At 66.9% G+C, this 22,750-nt stretch carries 9 protein-coding genes; 3 read left to right on the top strand and 6 right to left on the bottom strand.

What is annotated here, in order from left to right; all coding sequences use genetic code 11:
• The first annotated feature begins 293 nt into the window (after window positions 1-293).
• On the top strand, window positions 294-6,947 hold the full coding sequence (locus tag Val02_RS42655) for a Tc toxin subunit A-related protein (protein WP_203905065.1): 6,654 nt from the start codon (window positions 294-296) through the stop codon (window positions 6,945-6,947).
• Between the two features lie 6 nt (window positions 6,948-6,953).
• Entirely contained in the window at window positions 6,954-14,438 is a 7,485-nt protein-coding gene (locus Val02_RS42650; RefSeq protein ID WP_203905064.1) for a SpvB/TcaC N-terminal domain-containing protein, read from the top strand.
• Window positions 14,439-14,977: 539 nt separating this feature from the next.
• On the opposite strand, the gene Val02_RS42645 is transcribed toward Val02_RS42650, so the two are convergent.
• The 4 genes from Val02_RS42645 to Val02_RS48970 form a co-directional block, all read right to left on the bottom strand.
• Entirely contained in the window at window positions 14,978-15,604 is a 627-nt protein-coding gene (locus Val02_RS42645) for a hypothetical protein (protein WP_203905063.1), read from the bottom strand.
• A gap of 9 nt (window positions 15,605-15,613) precedes the next feature.
• Window positions 15,614-16,777, bottom strand: a complete 1,164-nt coding sequence (locus Val02_RS42640; RefSeq protein ID WP_203905062.1) for a hypothetical protein — start codon at window positions 16,775-16,777, stop codon at window positions 15,614-15,616.
• Between the two features lie 55 nt (window positions 16,778-16,832).
• Entirely contained in the window at window positions 16,833-19,307 is a 2,475-nt protein-coding gene (locus Val02_RS42635) for a sensor histidine kinase (RefSeq protein ID WP_203905061.1), read from the bottom strand.
• 390 nt (window positions 19,308-19,697) lie between these two features.
• On the bottom strand, window positions 19,698-20,105 hold the full coding sequence (locus tag Val02_RS48970; RefSeq protein WP_506023857.1) for a hypothetical protein: 408 nt from the start codon (window positions 20,103-20,105) through the stop codon (window positions 19,698-19,700).
• A 15-nt stretch (window positions 20,106-20,120) separates the two neighbouring features.
• Here Val02_RS48970 and Val02_RS42630 point away from each other — a divergent pair, with 15 nt between their 5' ends.
• Window positions 20,121-20,351, top strand: coding sequence for a helix-turn-helix domain-containing protein (locus Val02_RS42630; protein ID WP_239153769.1), 231 nt, complete (start codon window positions 20,121-20,123; stop codon window positions 20,349-20,351).
• A gap of 175 nt (window positions 20,352-20,526) precedes the next feature.
• Here the strand turns inward: Val02_RS42630 and Val02_RS42625 are convergent, their stop codons facing one another.
• Both Val02_RS42625 and Val02_RS48910 read right to left on the bottom strand, forming a co-directional pair.
• The gene (locus Val02_RS42625) at window positions 20,527-20,778 is read right to left on the bottom strand and encodes a hypothetical protein (RefSeq protein ID WP_203905060.1); all 252 of its coding nucleotides are present in this window, start codon (window positions 20,776-20,778) and stop codon (window positions 20,527-20,529) included.
• A gap of 52 nt (window positions 20,779-20,830) precedes the next feature.
• Window positions 20,831-22,615 carry an Eco57I restriction-modification methylase domain-containing protein gene (locus tag Val02_RS48910; RefSeq protein ID WP_203905059.1) on the bottom strand — a complete coding sequence of 595 codons (1,785 nt, stop codon included), beginning with the start codon at window positions 22,613-22,615 and terminating at the stop codon, window positions 20,831-20,833.
• Between the last annotated feature and the right edge of the window lie 135 nt (window positions 22,616-22,750).

Raw genomic sequence — 22,750 nt, 5'->3', positions numbered from 1 at the left:
TGGTGGCCGCGGCGTGGGTCGAGGAATCGGGTTAGCCCGACGAATGCTTAGCCCTAGCAACGGAATCCGGCGCGGCGGGTCGGGGCTGGCAACTGCTGAACGGATCGGCACCGCCCGCCGATCCCGGTGAGCGCCGCGGTGTCCACCGGGTCGGGTTCACCGCGGTCCGGGTCCATCAGACGGGTGACACTGCACGAGCGAACAGTCAACCATCCGATGGCGACATCGAACCCACTCATGCTGTGGTGGGAGAGCACGCCGAGATTTCCCGGGACCGACGGAGGTGCGGGGGAGTGGACGAGGGCATCCAGGCCATCGGAGGCGACGGGATCACCGCCCGCTTCGTGCGGGACGCAACGGGCACGCCGGCGACTGTGAGCCTTTACGTCGATTGCGACGGCGGCGAGGACAGCAACGACAAGTTCCGGACGCAGTGGGATGTCGCGTCGGTCGCGGTCACGCTCAGCGGGACCACGGTGACCGCCACCCCGCCGGCGGTGCAGACCGCCTACGGCGGCGGGCGGTACACCGCGGCCCTGCCGGTCGGCACGACCGTCGGCGGCATCGCCGGAAGGGTGGTGCTGCACGGGTTCGTGACCACCGAGGACACCCAGAGCGAGGATCCACCGCCGCCCGAAACCCGTCCGTGGACGAAGGATCAGGCCTTCCAGGTGGTGGTTGAGTCGGACACCGTGGGGCCGGCCATCACCGCCGAAGCAGAGCCGGTGACCAGTACAGAGGCCCGGCAGACTGTTCGGTTCACCGCGACCGACTCGAACGGGGTGCGATCGGCGTCGTGGGAACTACCCGGCCGGGTGGCGGTCCCAGTGCCGGTGCAGGCCGACGGGCGGTTCGAGGCCGACGTCGATTGGCGGGCGAGCACGGGCGCCGGCCGGGGTGTGGTGTGCCCCGCCGAGTTTGTGATCCGGGTCCGGGCACGGGATCACGCCGCCCCGGTCGGCAATGAGGGTGTGCTAGACGTGGCGCTGCGCGACCGGGTGGCGCCGACCGTCGTGATCCGGTCGATCTCGGACGGGGACGAGTTTCCCAACGACGGCGACGGCGCCTCCGTGCCACTGGCCGGCACCGCTGAGGACTATTGGAGCGGCGTGACCGAGATCCAGTATGCGCTGGACCGCAACCCGTGGATGAGTCTGCCGTGGGACGGTATGGCCGTACCCGTGCGGGAGTTTTTCGCCTCGGTGCGGATCAAGGACTTCGGCCGGCACCGCCTGGAGGTGCGCGCCCGGGACGCTGCGGGCGTGTGGTTGGCCCCGCCTGCGGCCGTGGAGTTCGAGGTTGCGACGCCGGTCGAGACCTCCACCGCATATGACCCCCTGTCCGCCACGGCATATCTGGCCGACCTGCTCGGATTCGCCGGGCGGTCGGTGAAGGTGCCGCGCAACCAGCGGGCCGAACTGTCCGCCGCGGCTGAGCGCCGGTTGGTCGCGGTAGAGATCGGCCGGCTGTTCCACCGTTCGCCCACCACCCTCGTGTCCACGCCAGGCGCGGGTGTCGTGGAGATCTCCCCGGTCCGCGCGGTGGTCGAAACCTTCCGCACCGTTCTCGACCCGGTCCGTCGGGATCTGGTGGCGCATTGGCGGTTCACGGAGGGCGGCGGACCGCAGGCCGCGGATGGCACGGGCAACGGCTTCACCGCGCGGGCCGTTCCCGGCGCGGCACCGACCTGGGTGCCCGGGCCAACCGGCAGTACCGCGCTGCGCCTCGACGGCGAGCGCGATGAGCTGGCCGTGTCCGAGGCGGGGGCGCTCACCATGTCGAGCGCCGTCTCGATTGCCGCCTGGCTACGCCCGGAGAACGCAGCCGGCGCCGCTCCGGCCGTCATCCTGGCGAAGGAGTTCGAGTACGGGATCGGCCGTACCCCGGACGGCTTCCTCGCCGTGATTCTGGCGAACACATCCCCGGGCTGGCAGTGGCTCACCACCGGGGTCAGGCTGGACCCCGACCGCTGGACACACGCCTGCGTGGTGTACGACCGGGGCACCCTGCTCGCGTACGCCCACGGCCGGCTCGTCTTCCGTCACGCCGGTGGTGGCGAGCTGGGCAGCACATCGCCCAAGGTGCAGGACGTCCGGATCGGTGGCGGCCAGGCGTCCAGTATCCGGTACCGCGGTGCACTGGGCGACCTTCGGGTGTACCGCGGTGCTCTGGAGCCCGCGGCGGTTCGGATGCTCGCCGAGCCCGGGGTCGGCCCGCTCGCGTTCTGGCCGATGACCCACGCGACCGGCGAGGAGTCTCCGGACGAGGTGACCGGCCGGCCGCTGCTGCGCGGCACCGCGGAGTGGGCTGCCGAACCGGACGGCCGGGCATTGTCGCTCGCCCCGGGCAGGCAGGCCCGCATCGAGGACGTCGCCGGGCTGGTCATTGGCACCGGCGACTTCACCGTGAACGCCTGGATCCGGCTCGGTCAGCCGGCCGACGCGACCACCCCGCGCCGGACGGTGCTGCGCCGCAGCGACGGGGCGGGGCCGCCCACTCCAGAACTGACCCTGGTCCAGGGCCGCGACGCGCTGCGGTTCACGGTGGCGACCACCACCGGCGAGCTTGTGGGCCCGGAGCCGGTGCCGCTGGTGCCCGGCCGATGGACGCACGTGGCCGCGATGCGCAGCGGTTCCCTGTTGATCATCTACGTCGACGGGCGGCGCGTCGGCGAGCGGGAGGCCACCGGCCGCGTCCGGTTCAACAGCGGCCCGATCACCATCGGGGACGGCGACGCCGGTCCCGCCTTCACCGGCTTGCTGACTGGGTTAGAGATCCACGACCGGGCCCTCGCCGCCGCGGAGGTGGCTAGCCGGGCGGCCCGAGTGGACAGGGCCAGCGCGGCGTACCTGCGTACCGTCTACCGGATCCTGCTCGACCTGAACGGCGTGTCCTTCGACGAGCTGCGCCTGATCCGCTCGGTCGCCGATAGGCCGGTCCGCGAACGGCTGGCCGGGCGGCTCGGACTGCGACTGCGCGCCGGCCGGCCGGACGAACTGGACGACCTGCTGTGCCAGGGCCCCGTCACGGAGGGCTGGCTGGAGACCACCTTCGGCCTGCCGGACACCGCCCGGGAACCGGGGACACAGGCACCGCCGATCCGGCTCGTCCAGTGGCGGCGTGCGACGCTGCGCGCACTCTGGCAGGAACAGGACGCCGCGCCGGCGCGGCTGCGGGAACCGCTGCTGGATCCGGCGCTGGTCACCGCGGGCGAGCTTCCCGGCCAGGACGACCTGCGGCGGGTGCTCAGCGAACGGAGCGCCGAACTGCGGGCATACGCGGACGACGCGCACGCCGAACGCCGGGCGCAACCCGATCGTGCGGTGGCCTTCGCCGCGCTCGTCGACGGTGCCGGCATCGGCACCGCCCGGCTTGCCGAGTTGGCCGCCCGGCGCGCCGCAGGCGAGCCGATCGCCGACGACCTGGCCGGGCTCGATCTGCAGTACGGCGAGTTCGCCCGGCTACTGGTGATCCGTGACCTGGCCGCGGCCGCGCTCACCGACGACGAGGACTGGTCCGATCTGGTCGATGTGCTGGTGGCGGTACGGCGACGGCGGCGACTCGCCGGTTGGAAGGCAGCCGAGCTGACGATGATCGGCGGCCGTCCGCTGATCCTGGCGCCGGAGACGTTCGCGCTGCGCGAACGCCCGCCGGATGACTTCGCCGACCGGAGCCTGCGATCCCGGCGCAGCGACATGGAAGACCGTCTGGCGACGCGCGTAGGGCAGGATCAGGCGATCGCGGCGGCGAACACGGCGACCTGCCGCGACGCCGAGGCGGCACCCCTGTCCGTCCTGCGGGACGCGCTGCTGCCCGCCGTGGCCGCCACGCTCGGGCTTCCGGGGACCGCGAATGCGGTGTCCGAGGCACTGCTCGCGGACATCGGCGCCACCGCGGGCGCGCCGGTGGTCAGCCGGGCGATGTCGGGCGTGGAGCTGGTCGGCGGGCTGCTGTTCGCCCTGCGCACGCGGCAGCTAAACGACCTGCACCCGGCGGCCCGCTGGTCGATCCCGGAGCCGGCGGCCTTTGACGCCGACTGGCTGTGGATGAGCTCATTCGAGGCGTGGCGCGCGGCGATGCTGGCCTTCTTCTACCCCGAGTCAATGCTATATCCGGCATTCCGGCCCGGCGGGAACCGGCCGGCGAGCAGGTCGGCGGCATTCGAGGCGGCGATGGCCCAGCTTCGGCGGCGCGACGGTACGCCGGCGACGCGGGTCGAGTGGGCAATCCAGAAATTCACCATGATGCGCGCGAAAGGCGCGGACCCGATCCCGAACGACTACGCCCCGTCTCCCGCCTCCGCCGGCCAGCACCGAGAGCTCAACAACGCATTGGACCCACAGCAGGCCATCCCGGCCGTGGTCCAGGAGGTGCTGTACTTCGTTCCGCTGCTGGTCGCGGTGCAGTACTGGCGATGGGGGCTGTACCCGTACGCGCTGGACTGGTTCCGGCTGGTCTACGACGACACCGCGGCGGTCGGCGAGCGGGTCGTCTACGCCGGCCTGCGCAGGGAGCGCAACGACGCGCCGGCGCTGTCCAGGCCGGACGACTGGCTGCGCAGCCTCGACCCGCACACACTGGCCACCTTCCGCGCGGGTGGCAACCCGTACACCCGGTTCACCCTGATGGCACTCGCACAGTGTCTGTTAGATCTCGCTGACAGCGAGTTCACGAAGTCGACCACGGACGCGGTCGCCCGGGCCCGTTCGCTGTACCTGAGCGCGGACGGGTTGCTAGCTGATCCGGACCTGCAGCAGCCGCCGGCGGCACCGAACCGGCTGCTGGCCGAGAACCCCCTGCTTGTGTTGCTGCGCCTGCGCTCCACCAACCAGCTGCTTAAGCTGCGGCAGGGCCGCAACATTGCGGGCATGATGCGGCCCTCCGACGAGGAGCAGGCCGCGGGTACGCAGCCGGTCTTCGACGCGAACGGGACGCCCGTCCCTCCGGCGCGGCCGAAGCTTCCACCGACCGGCTACCGGTACGCGGTGCTGATCGACCGGGTGCGCCGCCTTGTGGCTCTCGCAGCCCAGGTCGAAAACGCCTACCTGGGGGCGCTGGAGCGGCAGGACATGGAGACGTACCGGGCCGTGGACGCCGGCCGGCACATCGCTTTGGCCGAACAGGGCGTGCAGCTACAGCGCCTGCGGCTCACCGAGGCAGGCGACGCCCAGGAACTGGCCCGGCGCAGGCAGCGGCGCTCGCAGATCCAGCAGGAGACCTACCAGGACTGGATCGACGGCGGACCCAGCTCGTACGAGAACACAGTGCTGGCGGCGTACATCGGGGGAGGCCTGTCTCGGATCGCTGCGATCGGGCTGGGAGCCGCTGCCGCGATCGCAGCCCAGAGCGTCAGCATCGCCACGGCGTCAGCTGGGTCGATGGGCGCGGCAGGGGCCGCCGCGGCGGTGCCGATGGGGGTGTACACCGGCACCACCATCGCGGGGGCGTTCGCGAACGCGGTGGCCGCCGAAGCCGACACCGTCGCGCAGGTCGCCGCCCTGCAGGCCGGCTGGGAACGGCGCGAGGACGAGTGGCGGCTCGAGAAGAACCTCGCCGACCAGGACTTCCTCATCGGCGACCAGGAGCGCAGGCTCTCCGACAACGCGTACGCCATCGCGGAGCAGGAACTTGCCACCGCAGCGCTGCAGAACGAGCACCAGAAGGCGATCGCGGAGTACCTGGCCACCAAGTTCCTCAACGCCGAACTGTACGAGTGGATGAGCGGTGTCCTGGGCGACGTCTACGCCACACTGCTGCAACAGGCCACCACGATGGCACTGCTGGCACAGCAGCAACTCGGGTTCGAACGCCAGGCGCAGCCGCCGGTCTTCATCAAGGACGACTACTGGGTCGCCCCGATCGAGGACGGCTCAAGCGGGGCGGCGCCCGACCGGCGAGGGCTCACCGGCTCGGCCCGGCTGCTGCAGGACGTCGAACGGTTGGACGAGTACGCGTTCCTGAACAACCGGCGCAAGCTCAACCTCAGCCATACGCTCTCACTGGCCAGCCTCGTCCCGTTCGAGTTCCAGCGCTTCCGGACCACCGGCGAGCTGCCCTTCAACACGCCGATGCGGCTGTTTGACCGGGTCTTCCCGGGCCACTACCTGCGGCTGATCCGCCAGGTGCGGGTGTCGCTGGTCGCGCTGGTGCCGCCGCAGCAGGGAATCCGCGCCACGCTCACCGCCTCGGGTGTGTCCCGCGTGGTGGTGAAGGGCGAGAGCTTCGCCACGGTGACGGTCCGTCGTGACCCGGAGCAGGTGGCATTGACTGGCTTGATCGCCGCGTCCGGGGTGTTCGAGCTGGACACTCAGGCGGAGATGCTGCTGCCGTTTGAGTCGATGGGGATCGACACGGCGTGGGTGTTTCAGCTGCCCCGGCCGGCCAACCCGATCGACTACGACATGGTCGCCGACGTCCTCGTCACCATTGACTACACCGCGCTGAGTGACCCCGACCTGCGCCGGCAGGTGATCGAGGAGATCGGCGACGTCGCCTCCGCCGACCGAGCCTACAGTCTGCGCTCGGATTTTCCGGACGGCTGGTTCGCGCTACACGACACCGCCCCGGGCGCGCGGCCGGTCGTCGAGTTCACCACACTGCGCTCGGACTTCCCGCGCTGCCTCGACGATCTGCGGCTGGCGCACGTGGTGCTATATCTGGTGCCCGGCACAGAGGAACCGAACGAGGCCGACGTGTTCGACCTGCGGTTGACGCCGGAGCGTGGTGCGGCGGCCGGAGGTCCGGCCCGGACCACGCCCGACGGCGTGATCAGCACCCGACGTGCCAATGGGACTGCGTGGCTCGGCCTACAGGGGACCGCTCCGGTGGGGGACTGGCGGATCGAGTTCGAGCCTGCGCTTGCCGGCCGGCTCGCCGACGGCTCGGTCACCGACATCTTGCTGGTGCTTAGCTTCGCCGGCCGTACGCCGCCGTGGCCGGCCTGGTGAGCAGCAATGACCGGCATCAGTACCCCCCGCGGCGGTGGTGCGCTGAGCGGAATCGGCGAGACGTTCCAGCCCGGCCTGCACACCGGCACCGGCACGCTGAAGGTTCCCCTGCCGCTGCCGCCCGGACGGGGGACGGTTGCGCCCTCCCTGTCCCTTACCTACTCCTCGGCCGCCGGTAACGGTCCGTGGGGGCTGGGCTGGACGCTGGACGTGCCGCGGATCGCGCGGCGCACCGACCGGGAGGTGCCCCGATACGTCGACACCGACGTGTTCGTCCTGTCCGGCGCGGAGGAACTGGTCCCGGTGCCACTCGGCCCCGCGGTGGAGCATCCGGTGCCGGACGGCGCGATGGCGGCCCGGTACCGTCCGGGCACCGAGTTGGCATACGCCCGGATTCTGCACGTCACCGGTCCCGGCAACGACTACTGGGACGTCTGGACCGGCGACGGGCTGCGCAACCGGTATGGCACCGCTCGGCCGCCGGATGTGCCGCCCGGCTGGGTGGACCCGGCCACCGTCCGCACGCCGGCCGGCGAGATCTTCGCGTGGCTGCTCAGCGGCACCACCGATTCGCTGGGCAACCGGATCGCCTACACCTACCGCGGCGACAGCGGCGCGCAGCGTTACCTGTCCACGGTGGCCTACGCCGACCACGGCGACCCGGCCAATCCGGAGTTCGTGGTCACCGTCTCTGTCCTCTACCAGGATCGGCCGGACCCATTCAGTGAGCGCCGCCCCGGCTTCGAGCTGCGCACCACCCTGCGCGCGGAAAGAATTGAGATCACCACGGCCGGCGTGTCCACCGTCGTCGAGCTGAAATACGCGGCGGGTGATCTCTCGCAGCTGGCCTCAGTGCGGGTGGTCGGTCACGACGCGGTAACTGGTGACCGCCAGGCGTTACCCCCGCTGACCTTCGACTACCGAGCGTGGCAGCCTACTGAGCGGCGTTACCTTCCGCTGAGTGGCACGCTGCCGCCGCGGCCGTTGGGCTCCGGCACGGAACTGGTGGACCTCTTCGGCGACGCACTTCCCTCCGTGGTCGAACTGGAAACCGGCCGATACTGGCGTAACCGCGGCGACGGGTCGTTCGACTTGCCGCGCACGCTGCGTTCGGCGCCGGCCGGGGCGCGATTTGGTGCCCCGGGCGTGCTGCTCACCGACTTCAACGCGGACGGCCGGCCGGAGGTGGCGGTCACCGTGGCTGGCCGCACGACGGTGTGGCCGGTAGCCGCCCCGGCGGACGGCGAGCCGGCCGGCTTCGCGCCGCCGGGCCGGGCGGTTGCCGCGCCGGCCGCCGGCTACGGCGTCGCTCAGATCCGCCTCGCCGATCTCGACGGCGACCGCGTCCCCGATCTGCTGTTCGGTGGCGCCACCCCGCTGGTCGCCACCGGTGACGGGCACGGCGGCTACGACCGGCCGCGGCCGCTGCGGGACCCACCGCCCGTGCTCGCGGACCTATCGCGCCCACAGGTGCACCTGACCGACATGACCGGCGACGGGCTCACCGACCTGGTGGAGGTGCGCGACGGCACCGTCCGCTACTGGCCCGGGCTGGGCCGGCAACGCTTCGGACCGATGGTGACCATGACCGGCCCGCCACGGTTGCCGGCCGGCTACGACCCGCGGCGGCTGCTGTTAGGCGACGTCACCGGCGACGGCGCCGCGGACGCGCTCTACGTCGGCGACGGCTCGGTGACCGTGTGGCTCAACCGGTGCGGTAACGGCTTTGCCCCACCGGTGGAGATCCGCGGCACGCCTCAGGTTGACGGCCGAGCTGTGGTGCGGCTGGCCGACCTGTTTGGGACAGGTATCGGCGGCCTGCTCTGGTCCGGCCTCGGCGCCCGCGGAGGCTGGGCCTTCCTGGATCTAACCGGCGGAGTCAAGCCGTACCTGCTCACCCGGGTCGATAACCACTGTGGGGCGAGCACGGAGCTGACGTGGACTACCTCCACGGCGCACGCCGTGCGGGACCGCACCGCAGGTCGGCCGTGGCGCACCACGTTGCCATTCCCGGTGCATGTGCTCGCCGCGGCCCGGTCTGTCGACTGGTTCTCGGGCACGGTGCTCCGCAGCGGCTTCGACTATCACGACGGGTTGTGGGATCCGGGTCGGCGGGAGTTTCGCGGCTTCGGCCGGGTCGAACGCCGCGACCTGCCGGGCACGCTGGACGCCCCGGCCACCGCGACAGCGGTGGAGGAACTGGACCCGCTCGTGCTCCCCGCGTCGTTGCCGGCCGACTTCGACGCGGCGGCACACGGCAACCTGCTGGCGAACTGGAGCTTCGACGAGCGGGGACCGGGACCGGTGGTGCTCACCACGACGCCCGACCGGCCGCACGACGAGATCGCATCGGCCGCGCCGGGATGGCGGGCGAGCAACGCGACCGCGGCCACCACCCGCACCGCGCTGGTCCCGTCCGCGCTGCCGCAGGGGCGGGGCGGCTCGATGGTCCGGGTGGCCACCGACGGCGAAGGCTGCGGCCTGGTCCAGGCGGTGCCCGGCCGGGCCGCGGTGGAGGTGTCGGCGTGGGTTCGCGTGATCCGCGGGACGGTCCGGCTGGACGTCGGTGGCCAAGCCGCGGTAGCGCTGGACCGCACCGGGCGGTGGCACCTGCTGCGCGGCGCCGGGGACGGCGCGGTCTCGCTGCTTGCCGGGGCGGGCGGGGCCGAGTTCGAGGTGGACCACACGTGGGCGCGTAGGCCTGACCTGCCAGCCGATCCGGGCGAGTCGCCACCCACACGCACGGTCACCTGGTTCCACCTCGGCGCGGCTGCGGAGTACGGTCCCGACGACTTCTGGCCCGGCGATCCGCCGCTGACCGCCCCGGTCGATCGGTCCCAGCTGCCGTCCACGTTGCCTCAGGCCGTTCGCGACACGGCGCTGCGGGCAACGCGCGGCCGGGTGGTCCGCACCGAGTTGTACGCCGAAGACATGCCCGACCGACCGTACGAGGTGCACGACATTGCGCTGCAGGTCGTGCCGGTGCTCGACGGCCGCGAGCTGGATGACGCCTCATGGCGGGGCTCCCCGGTCTTCACAGTGCGCGAGATGCTTAGCCGCGGGGCGATGTGGGACCGCGGAACCGAGCCGATGCACCGGCTGACCGCCACCGGCGGCTATGACGAGTACGGCCGTCCCACGGTCGCCGTCGAGGCCGGCGTCCCACGCGGCCGGGATCCGCGTTCACCCGGCAGCCCGTGCCTGGCCACGGTGATCCGCACCGGCTATGCCACCCGGGACGACGCAGTCCTGTACCGCCTGGACCGGGTCAGTCGGCGGGCCCGGCACGAGGCAGTGGACCCCGGAACCGGTGCGGTGACGGCGTTCGCGGCGACCCCGGTCGAGGGCGAGTTGCTCGACCTCCGGCTGACCTACTACGACGGCTCGGCCTTCACCGGCCTTGGGCTCGGCGAGCTGGGCGAGCACGCCCTGCCAACGCGCTCCGAGCAGCTGGTCCTGACGCCGGAACGGCTGGCTCACGTCACCGGTGCCGACCCGGCACCGCCGTACCTCGCCCTGCATGGCGCCGCACCACCCGCGGTGTGGCCGGCCGAGTACCCGGACGCCTTTCGTGACCTGGTCACCGGCGCACCGTCGGCCCGCGGGGCCAGACTCGGCTACGTCTGGCACGACGGGGACGCTGAGGTGCCGGCCGGCTACTACACCGCGGACAGCCGTCTCGAATACGACGTGCATGCACCCGTTGCTGGGCGGCCCCCGCGGGGGATGGTGCGGGTGAGCCGCGACCCGTTCGGCGGGGACATCCGCACCGAGTACGACGACCGGCAGCTACTGCCAGTGGCTGTGGTCGACCCGGTCGGCTTGCGCACCGAGGCGGTGTACGACCAGCGCGTGCTGAAGCCAGCGATCGTGATCGACCCGAACGGCAACCGCACCACCGCGGGGTACACGCCACTCGGGCTGACCGCCTGGATTAGCCACACGGGCCCGCCGGGCGCGGCTGCCGGCGACCTCCCTGGCCGGCCCGGGCAGGTCTTTCACTACGACCTGACCGCCTGGGACGACGCCCGCGAACCGCTCGGTGTCACCACAGTGCGGCGCGTCGAGCACGCGTGGACCCTGATCGCTGCGGAGGAGGCCCGACGGGAGAACGCGGGCGAGCCGCCAATAACTCCGGCCGACATCGACGCGATGTTCGGCCCCGACGAGGCGACCGACCATCCGGAGCGCTTCCTGCAGGTCGTCGACTTCACCGACGGCTTCGGTCGCCCATTGCAGACCCGCACGCAGGCGGGCGATCTAGCTGTTACCGACAACGGCCTGAGCTCGGCGCCGGGCGCGGCCGAGCGGATTATCGTCGCCGATCCGCCGGTGCCCGACGCCGTGGTGGTCAGCGGTTGGCAACGGTACGACCACCACGGCCGACCGATCGTTGTGTACGAACCGTTCAGCGACAGCGGCTGGCGATACCTCCCGCCGGCCGCCGACCGGCTCGCCGGGCTAGCCGCCGAGCGGCAGCACTTCGACGCCCGCGGCCGGAAGACCGTCACGGTCGCGGCGGACGGAAGCCGGACCCGGCTCGTATACGGCATACCGGCCGACCCGGCCGAGCCGTGGGCGGCCGCGCCGTCGCCGTGGGAGGTCTGGGCCTACGACGCCGAGGACGAGGCGGGGCGCACCCATGCCACCCTGTCGCCCAGCACCGCCGGGCACTGGGACACGCCCGGGTCGATCGAACTCGACGCGCTGGGCCGCACCGTCCGCGACATCCGCCGCGGGCCCACGGAAAAGTCGGTCACGACATTCAGCTACGACGCCTCCGGAAACCTCGTGGCGGTGACCGATCCGCTCGGGCGGATCGCCGCGACGACCGTCCACGACCTGGCGGGCCGGCCCTGGACGCGCTGGCGGATCGATTCCGGTGGCACCCGGACCGTCCTCGATCCGGCCGGCGGCGCCGTCGAGGACCGCGACGCCAAGGGCGCCATCGTCCTGACCGGGTTCGACGCCGCGCACCGGGCGGTCCGGCGGTGGGCCGCGGACCATCCCGACGAGCGGCCGACCCTGCGCGAGGTCACCGAGTACGGCACCGACACCGCAGAACCCGGATCCCGGGGCCGAGTCGTCGTGGCCTACGACGAGGCGGGCCGCGTCACCACGGAGGGACACGACCTCGACGGCAATCCGCTGCGAGCCGTCCGCCGGCTGCTGCGCGCGGACATCGACAGCCCAGTCGACTGGGAACCGCTCGATCAGGCCGCGGCGCTGCTGGCGGACGAGGTGTACGAGATGGACGCGCGCTACGACGCGCTCGGCCGGCGCAGCGAACTGGTTGCTCCCCGCGACGTCACGGGCTCACGCGCGGTCATCGAGTTCGCCTACGACCGTGGTGGCGGCATCACCCGGGTAACGGTCGACGGAGTCGCGCACCTGCGCGATATCGCCTACGACGCGCATGGCCGCCGCAGCGTGGCGCTGCTCGGCAACGGTGTGCTGCTGCGCTTCGGCTACGACCCTCGCACGCGCCGGCTGCGCCGGCTGCGCGCCGAGTCCGTCACCACCGAGGCCGGCACGTGGACCTGCGACGGCCCGGTGCTCCAGGACCTCACCCACCGGTACGACCTGAACGGCAACCTGGTCGTCCTCGCCGACCGCACGCCGGGCTGCGGCGTGCCACCGGGCGACCTCGACGCCCTCGACCGGGTCTTCGACTACGACGCGTTCGATCGGCTGGTAGCGGCCGACGGCCGCGAGACCGACACGGTTCCGGCGCCGCCGTGGTTGGACGTGCCGCGCGGCGACGACGTCACTCGCACCCGCCGTTACCAGGAGACCTACCGCTACGACGACGCCGGCAACCTGATCGAACTACGGCATGCGGCGACCGGCGGCGGATACACCCGGGTCTTCGCCACCGGGGACGGCAACCGGCTGGCCTCGCTCACCGATGGTGGCACGACGATCCCGTACCGGCACGACGACTGCGGCAACCTACTCGCCGAGGCCGACAACCGGTTCCTGGAATGGGATTACGCCGACCGTCTGGTCGCCTTCCGCGACCAGACCGAAGATGCGGAGCCGACGGTGTCCGCCCGCTACCGCTACGACGGCACCGGAAAGCGGGTCGTCAAGGTGGTGCGGCGCAGCAGCGGGCCGGACCTGGTCACCGTCTACGTGGGCCCGTTCGAGCGACTGGTCCGCGGGGACACCGTCGTGGACGAGATCCGGCTGACCGACGCCGGTGCGGCCCTGGCCACCATCCGGCGGGGGGACGCGTTACCCGACGACCCGATGAGCGCACACCCGGTCACGTACCAGCTCGGTGACCATCTCTCGAGCGTCGCCGCCACCCTGTCCGGGGACGGGACGCTGCTCGCTCGCGAAGAGTACCTGCCGTACGGGGAGACGGCGTTCGGCAGCTACCGGCGCAAGCGCTACCGCTATACCGCCACGGAACGCGACGAGGAGTCCGGGTTCGCCTACCACGATGCGCGGTACTACGCACCCTGGCTGGGCCGGTGGACCGCGGTTGACCCGGCCCCACGCACGGACGGGACCGGCGCCTACAACTACGCCGCGGGCAACCCGCTACGACTGGTCGATCGCGACGGACGGCAGGAGAAACCGGCCCAGCCGGGCCCAGACACGGCCAACGTCAAGCCGCGCGGCGACATCCGGGTCAACGCGGCTGTCGGCGCGGAACAGGCAACACGGCAACAAGCCTTGATCACGAGTAAGGGAACCAACGTGGTCGCGAGGGAGGTGCCGATACCCGAAGGGAGACTCGACGCGGTCACCTCCCGGCTCGGCAGGGGTCTACGCGCCCTCGAACAGAAGTCACTGACCGCCTGGAAGAAGGGCGGCCACTACGTGGATGAACTCGGGAAACTCCGGTCTGAGAACGTCGACGCCATGATCAGGAAGGCCGTCGAGCAGGTGCAGCGGCATATGAAAGGGCTCGAAAAGCTGCGCGTCGAAAACCCCGACCTGGTGCTGCCCACCAGAGAGAACATCCTGATCACGGTGCGCGGGCCGAAGGCGGTCGTGGCCGGGGTGATGGCCCGGGCGAAGGTCATCGCGGCGGAGACCGGGATCGGCATCGGGGTCATCGCGGAGCCACCCCGGATTAAGGCCCCGCGCGGGTTCGCGTCCGTGCCGGGCGTAGTAGCCACGCCGCTGCTCATCTATGGCATCTACTCGACCGGCAGCAACATGGTGGCGGCGTACGAAGAAGGGCAGCGCACCGGTTCATCGCTGCCGGTCGTCGAACAGGCGGCCCGAGAAACCGGCGGATGGGTCGGCGGCTTCGTTGGCGGCTTCATGCTCGGCGCGGCACTGGGCATCGAAACCGGCCCTGGCGCCCTCGTTACCGGACTGATCGGCGGTTTCGTCGGCGGGACGGCCGGCTACATGGGCGCCGACATCGGCATCGACCAGCTACACAAAACGGCCGACGCCCTGCGCCAGGGCATCGAGACTTTCGTCCTGCCTGTCCCCGGGCCGCGGATCGGCCCATGGGGCGGATGGTGAGGCATTGGCCGCCGGGTCCCAGACGGTCGTTGCGGATAGCGCGGCCGCCCGTTCGTTGCAAAGACTCGACCGGCTCGGGTCGGCCGAGGTGGTAGCCCTGCACGAGGCGGCAGCCCATTCCGGCCAGCAGCACGAGCTGTGCCTCATCGTCTCCCTCGACCACCACCCGCAGGCCGAGCGTATTTCGAGCTGGACCACCTGCCCTTGCCAACGAGGCTTGTCGGCCTGCCACCGAACGGCGGATTCCAGATGAAGCCAACACACGCTCTTCAAGCCACCGGCCTTGAATGCGAGGTCCGGTTGGACGACCGACGCCAGTCTGAGACAGTGTACGAGCCGCGGCCTACGTGCGTGCTTGCGTTTCAGTCGAGCTGGGCGATGCCACGGCACCGGGATGTCATCTTTAGGTAGAGTTGGCTGGTCCGCTGGTCGCGTAACGAAAGACGCACGATAATCGCACTTATCGAGGCACCCGTGATATCAGCGCCGTCCTGTTCCTGCCCAGACGACACGCCAGCGCCGAATGCAATATGACCAAATTAGATCCCGTCGGGAACAATTAGTTCAGTTAATCTCAAAGCGCTGAAGTCGCTAACGCCGCAACTCCATCCGATATCGACAATGCTGCTGCAAACTTGCGAAGCGTCTTCAGCCAAGAGTGCTCCGTCTCGTATCTCTGCGGCAAGAAGCGTGGGGTAAGTGGCGATTGGAATTCCTCTGCTGTGCGCGACAAACAAAGCGGCCCGGTCGTTCGACAGGAAAATCCCGCCCGCGTTGTGGGCAGCCAGAATGCCTTGAATTTCGCCTGAGTGGCCGTAAGGTTTCGGCCGATAGTCCCGTCCCCGGGACTTAGCCAAACGTTCCTCCGCGAGTTCGATCTCTCTTCGAACTGCCCGCCGAGCGTTCAATTGGCTATTGTCTTCAATTCGGTTGATAAACACTGCACGCCGGCCAAGGATCTTTTCTGCGGACCCTCGTAGATGGCCGTTGTTGCTCCGGCGATGCTTTGCCAGCTCGTCGATCACCGCAGGGGGAATGCATAGTCGAGGATTGAGGCGCTTGTACAGCATGCCTAACCCGTATTGCTTGTCAACGAAGCCTGCACAGAGTAAGACGTCGCAGTCGCCGACAACTGCTGGCGACGCAATGCTCGTGACAAGCTGCACGTGGTCAACCTAGGCTAGTTTCGGGACAAGAAGCTCGACCATCTCGCCCTGATCGACGTCCTCCTTCTTCCCCCACGCTGCATCTGCATACGCGGGCCAGCCATCGGGCACAAGCCTCTCCGCACTAGAGCGTTCGACCGGCGGCTCGGTCTCCTGATAATCGCGATTAATGCACACGATGGGGTCGAACATGTCGAGTGGTACGGCAAGTGAAGTTCTAGAGCAAATGGCGTCCCCAATTTCGCGTGGTTCGTCAAGATCTTCCGGCCCTACTAGGTCACCAATGAGATGGTGAATACCCGCACGCCAGAAACGCACGCCCTGGAGGCCGCGGAGTGGTCCGTCATAGAGACAGGTGCGCAGCGAGTCTGCAACGCTTGAATCCTCGCCCAGAATCCTAAGCAGACTCGAGCCAGTAATTCCCAGTAGCGTGGCTGTGCGATTTACACTTAACAAGAACGTGGGAAACGGCAAAATCCGCTGAGCAAGCCACCGGACCCAAGCCAGGCCATGCTGACTCGTAGATGCGACCTCGATCGGAGGCCGGCATTGGAGCGCTTGGCGAATCGCGAGGGATTCCCAGTCACGTGACGGCACTGATAGCCAACGAAGACCAGTTTCACGCGCAGTGCGAGACGACCAGGCCGAGGGATATGAGAAAAGTGCCTTCGCGAGGGTTGCGACCTGACCTAATGGATCCGTGTCGGACTGATCAAGCGAAACGACTTGTTCCTGCTGTTTAGCGACAACCCACTCAAGATCATGAGCAGCAGCCACCAACGGCTGGCGAACCCCTCGGGGAAGACCAACGGTCAGCTCATCCAATTGTCCGGTGCGCAAGGTGATACCGATGGGCTGCCGTCCCCGGCGAAGGGGTTTGCTAGCTGACCGAAGCACGGCCGCCAACGCCAAGCCGTCTTGGGGAACCGTCGAAATCGGAAGATTCGGTGACAGCGGAGTGAGGTCGTCGCCATAGGTTTCATGGCGAAGATCGAAATACTCGTCAACGGCCAGCAGGGTGGCTGTCTCGAGGTGATGTGCGGCAACCTCGAGCGGGTGAAGCCAGCTGGCTGACACGTCAAAGGCCTCTAAGCCATCTACCGCTGCCAGCTGTGGATCGTCGTCTACGAGGTAGACAACGGGTTGATCATTTCGATCAAATGGATCAAGCACCCGCGCCTCCCTCCTGGCGCACGTACTCTACTGCACCGTGCGGAACCTTGGTGTATCACGTCGGTTGATCACGTGGAGGCCGAGGGCGGGGATCAGGAAGTACTACCTCGACCGATGTCTGAAATCCGTCAGAAGGGTCGACAAATTGGGCAGTGCCGTTGTAGTCCGCGAGAAGGCTCCGCACGATAGGTAGGCCAAGGCCCATGCCTTGCCCAAGAACTGCGTCGATCTCGACCGTCGTCGATTCGAAGGGCCGGAAGAATCGCTCTCTGTCGGCTGTGGCGACGGCCAAACCCGAATTTTCTACAACCAAATGGAGCGACGCACGCTCGTCTAGCCAGGCGCGCACCAGGATCTTTCCACCGATGCCTGCAAACTTTACGGCGTTGGTAAGGAGGTTGGTCAGAACGATCGCGAGCTCGGCAGGAAAGATTGGGGGAGATTTTGTTAAGTGATCCACTGTAATGGTAACGATCTGTTGTCGTCGACCAATACGCGACTGAAGTAGGCGAAGGGCCGATTCGATGCGGTCTCGCACTACTAGGCGCTGTCGCCGGCGCCTTGCGTCAGGACCAATGACATCACTTAGATAGCTTGCTTGGCGCGTAAGTGCCTGCACGAGTTCGTCGGATGTTCCCAGGATGCGCCGCAGCCCTCGCAGTTGCTCAGGCGTGTATGGGCCAGCGTCCATAAGCCGTTCGACAGATCGGCGCATCGCTTGAGCCTGTGACAAGAGGCCATTAACCTCATGGACGAATGCCGCGTATTGTGTTCCTAGTCCGGCAAGGGTTCGGAGCATCACATGCTCGTCGCGGACATCCTCTATCTGATGCCGTACAAGATCAAGGGCCTGCACCACACGACCGAGATTCTTTGATGACTCGTCTGTCTGTGAGGCCCTAGCGTCCGAAAACGCCTGAACCGCATTACTTAAGACTTCTTCCAGGCTAGCGATTCCAGAAGACGGTGAAACTGCCTGGGGTGCTTTTACCGCCGGTGAACTGGTCGATCCGGTAGATGCTGGCGTCGTAGATAAGTCCTGCCGGTCAGACCCAGTTTCTTGATTCGAAGTGTTACCATTTTCGTCTATTCTTCGAGCGGGCTCCTGTTCAGAGGATGCACTCTTGCGGCGCTCGGTATGCTTTTCAGAATCCGTGATTCGACGATCTAAAGCTGCGCGTGTCCTGACGCAGAGGTCAACGCCGGATCGGACCATAGACCGAAGATTTTCAAAGTAAGAGTCCGGAAGAAAACCTTCGCGATTGACTAGCGCTTGAAGGTGCGGTGCTCGGCCTTCAGTCAAGAAGACCGCTCCGTAGTATGCGCGATTGCCGAGCTGAAAGAAGCCTTCGTTGTCGACCGGGGAGAGCTCTGAGTCCTCTACATCGACTTGGTACTCACGGCGCCTCTTAACGTAGTCCCGGTCGAGAAGAAGCCAGTCATCACCGGCGGAACCATAAGGCAGCACGCGGAATCCCTCAAGAAATACGCGGATGCCGGATTCGTGTCGGGAGAAGTTGGCGAGGGGCGCCCTGCTACGAGCCGGGCCCAGCGTCCCCTCTGTAACCATAATCCGTGCTTGAAAAAAGGGCCCCCGCTTTGGATCGGGATGGGTCCCGGAGAAACGATAGGTCCGAATCCACGACGGTTCCGCTCGCTTGGAGAGCTTCTCGAACGTTCGCCTTGTTGGGGAGACTCCGTAGTTGACGCCTTTAGAAGTGCTGTCTATCTCGATAATCCAGTCGGCTCTGTGTGCCATTGTCAACCAGAGTTCGTCGCCGCTCTCGAAATCACCGGTCAACTCAAGGAAGAACCCTGGATCGTCTGGTCCATGTTCGCGGATGATCGGTTCCGCGAACAGAAGCGGATCGCGAATCACTTCTGCCGGAAGCCTGCCAATTAGAACCTCAGGCGGTCGACAGCGCCGGATCTCTGAAAGAAACGGACCTAGCCGTGACTGCGGCCAACTGTCGCGCAGGCCCGTCAAGGTGAGGCTAGTTCCTCTCGGTGCGTCCTCCGTGACCTCGACGCGGCGAGCGATTAGCGTGTCCCCGAGAGACCCAAGATCCTCGTGCTCATGCTCCATGCGATCCCAGTCGAGCCTGGCATGGACGCCAACCACCTCATCGATATTATCGCGATCGGGAAGGTCGCGAGGAAGACTGTCAATTATCAAAGAGCTCGCAAGTTTATGAGCTGAGAGCCTGCCGATACCTTTCGCCCCGGTAAAACGTCTACCGAAGCGGCGCGAAAGTCGGTTATTCTCTTTGTCACGACCTGCGATTCTCAGGAATGCGTCGCGGAACCTCGCGAACGTCATTCCATTCCCATCATCGGAAATTAGGATGTAGCCTGAAGGGTCGTGCAGCGCCTCGCCGTGTACAGTCACGCGACGAGCGTCGGCGTCGTACGAGTTCTTGATCAGCTCGAGCAGAGCGGTAGATTCTCGGCCGACTAGAAGCGCACCAAGCTCACGCAACAAGTGCGTATCGACTGTAAACGAGAGTTGCTCTGGAACAGCGGCTGTCATGCGTTGCCCGCTCCTTCCCTGTTCACACATGTCGACACAGTCACACACAGCGTACCTGCCGGTGCTGCTGTAGCCCTCAGGGAAGTCCTCTCCGTGCGGCGGATCTCTGTCCGGCTGCGATGCCGGGGGAGGAGGTCTGCCGGCGTCGCGGCAGGGCTTCGACTGCTGGCAGGCGGCTGTGATCCCTGGGCAAAGGCAACGCCTGATATTGAAAATGACTTGCGATGCTGTCCGGGAAGATGTAGCAGCTTTAAGGCTCCTAGTTCGAGCTCGACTAGACGTCGCTGTGATGCTTCCGTGCCGCCCTCCTTGGAGCCTCCTGCTTAGGTGCACTACCGATCCAGAAGGTAAGTTTGTGCACGTTGTGCATGATTCTATTGTCGCGCCATTTTAGGCGTAGTCCGCATAGAGTGTTGGTGGAGATGGCCGCTGCGCTATTGACGACGATGCGAAAATTCTTTTCCCATTGGGCCCCAGAATGTCTGGTGCGGCGATTTTTTCGATGGCGGACCAGCAATCCCTGATGTCGCATAGATGACGCAGATGGAAACCGGCCGCTTCGCCCTCATCTACGATCTTTCTAACCTCGGGATGGCCACCTTTACTATCGTCAATCGTCAAGAGCCAGCAGCGGGCGCCGGAGTCCGCAAGCCTAGGGTGCTCACTAGCGTCTAGGAGTCTGCTGGTTGCGTCCCTTAGCTGGCCACAGAGGTTGAATGGTCGGGTTGAGCGATGGGTGTCCGGTGTGTCGGCGTGACATCGGTCGATCGGGGTCGGCAGGCCGGTGGGATGAAACATCCCGACGGTGGCGGCTTGGACGAATCTCGGCTGGCCCGGCTCGCCGAGGCGCTCGATGAGGGCCCGGCGGTGCACGGGTTCGGTGACGATCAACGCTGGACCTTTGCCAGGATGTCGGATCTGATCGCGCGGAGTTCCACGTCCGGTACACGCTGCGCTGGGACCGCGAACATCATGTACCGCCTCGGCTGGTCGGTGCAGGTGCCGAAACATCGCGCGGTCGAGCGTGACGAGCAGGCCGTCTGACCGGCTACCGACCCGGACGCCGCTCCCGGTTGATCTACCGCACGATGGCGCGCACCGCAACCGCAAGGGCGAACGACGCTCCTTCAGCGAATGCGACTACATCGCCCTGATCGACGCCGCACACCAAAACTCGCCGGGCAGATCTTGCTGGTCTGGGACAACTTGAACACCCACATCAGCGCCGCGATGCGGCAGATGATCGACGCCAGACTGGCTGCAGGTCATCCCACTCCCCGCCTACGCCCCGGACCTGAAACCCGACCGAAGGCGTCTGGTCGCAGCTCAAAGGCAGCATCGGCACCTCGCCGTCACCGGCATCAACCACCTCCAGGCGATCGTCAAGCACCGGCTCAAGAGCATCCAGTACCGCATCGACCTCCTCGACGGGTTCCCCGCCCACGCCGGCCTCACCCTCGAACCCCGACACAAACCTGACCATTCAAGCCTTGTGGCTTCGCTGAACTGAACCGGCCACGTCGTCACCCCATCAGTAGGTTCGCAACAGTCCAAGGAACCATGACCTGCTTGAGTGCACCTGGCTCCAACTTCACAAGGCCGTCACCATGGTGACTTCTCGCGGCCACTCGCATCGCATCCTGCCCGGAGTCGCTCCGTAGCCAAGACGCAAGAGCACCGATTTCCTCAGTGATCCCGCCAGAACGGCGCCTATTGAGGCGGAGACCATAGAGAGTGTTGGTGGGTGTTGCGCCCACGGTGTTTACGACGACCCGAAATGTTTCCTTCCCCATTGGGCCGATCAGAATGTCGGGTACGGAGATCTTCTCAACAATGTACCAAGGATCGCGGGTCCGACAGAGATAGCCCTTGTGGTAGCCTTGAACCTCGCCTTCGGCAATTAATTCCTCAATGCGTGCATTCTTCGCCATGTCTTCATTTAGATTGAGGAGCCAACACCGCCCGCTACGACCGCTGAGGTCTGCATGGGCGGCCCTATTGAGTTCGTCCCCAGGCAGGTCGCGCAGCCGGCTGATGGCGGGGATGCAGGATCCAATTGGCAAGGCATCCGCTTCTACTTTTGTTCGCAGAAAGAAAGCGTTTGCTCCAGTAGCAACTCCGCGTCGGACGACCGCAAGTACCCCGAGGGGCACAGGCTCCGCTCCGCGTATAGCGCGAATGGCGGTACTCGGAGAAGCGAGCAGCTTGCGTGGGCTGAAGCTCGGCGGCGTGACACCTTCGCGTTGAACCTCGCTTGGAGTGGGTTCAATGAAACCGGACTCCAGATCGCCTGCCACACGAAAGATTTTTAGCGGCTGCTTTCGTTTTCGTTCGGGTCCTACGTAGATAATCATTGCCGCTACTTGAGCGTTCGGAAAGACGTTCAAATCGTTCGAAAAGAGGTGAAGCTCGGTTGGTCGCCTAGCGTTCATCCAAATTCGCTGCCTAACCGACTTTGCATAGTGTGCCTCTAGCCAGTTCGCGGGCAATAACAAGCACAGCGAATCTTCCGGGCCGAGTGCTGCCAAAGAAGCAGCCAGAAAATACGTAGAGAGGCCTGATCGTGCGCCCGGCGATAGGTCCCCCGAAGCGGCCCGAGCGGAAGCCTTCTCGGCAGCAGTCAACTGCTGGTGCCTCGTATATGGAGGATTCCCGAGCAATAGGCGCGGCCCATGCAAATTGGGCCACCTGAAGGTGAGCCATTCCAGGAAATCCTCATGTCGAACCCTAAGCCGCGAGTTGCTGCCGATCCCGGATCCAGGCATCTTCAGATCGGGTCGAGAGGCAAGCAGGCCAAGCGTGACCAGGTTGACGTCTACGGCATGGATTTCGCAGTTCCTCCACCATCTCAACGCTGCGACCGTGAATGCGCCAACCCCAGCCCCCGGATCAGCGACGATACGCGGTGGATGCGGTGCCCGCTTGACGATTCCGCGGACATAGTTCAAGACTGGGGTTGGAGTAAAGAAGGTACCAAGCCGGCGGCGCCTAGGGCCGGAGACGATCCGCTCGTACACCAGTGCCAACGGATCGATTCCATCATCGATATCTTTGCAAAGCGCCTCAACCAACTCATGCGGCGGTTCCGGAGCATCAGCCAACCAGCGCTGTACTGCCAGTGGAAAGGTATCCAGTGCAGATGATCCACCCGAACGGCGGACAAGTGCCGCCGCGACGCCACCAAGCGCAGCAAGCTGCTGCCGCTCGCGATGATTAGGGCCAACGACCGCACTTTGCGCAATGGGTTCCAGCTTTTGCGCTCTGCACCAGCGAGCGACCTCCGAAACCGAAGGCGGCCAGATGCGCAAGTTCCTCTCGGACGGTATAGTGATGGGGTCCGCCTGAGGTGGAGTGACGCGACGATCGGCTGCTCGGGGTGGCACGGCTTGTCTTCCTTAAAGGTAGGTGTAGTCGATTCTGCTAATTACGCGGCCTGCGCGAAT

Source organism: Virgisporangium aliadipatigenens (assembly GCF_016863615.1).
In the GTDB taxonomy this organism is placed as follows: domain Bacteria; phylum Actinomycetota; class Actinomycetes; order Mycobacteriales; family Micromonosporaceae; genus Virgisporangium; species Virgisporangium aliadipatigenens.
Note: the sequence above shows the minus strand (reverse complement) of the source record. Positions and strands in the feature narration are given on the sequence as shown.

Bases quoted from the DNA above. Each gene is read 5' to 3' on its own strand.
- Val02_RS42650 (WP_203905064.1), top strand. From the start codon at position 6,954: ATGACCGGCATCAGTACCCCCCGCGGCGGTGGTGCGCTGAGCGGAATC.
- Val02_RS42635 (WP_203905061.1), bottom strand. From the start codon at position 19,307: ATGACAGCCGCTGTTCCAGAGCAACTCTCGTTTACAGTCGATACGCAC.
- Val02_RS48970 (WP_506023857.1), bottom strand. From the start codon at position 20,105: ATGTTTCATCCCACCGGCCTGCCGACCCCGATCGACCGATGTCACGCC.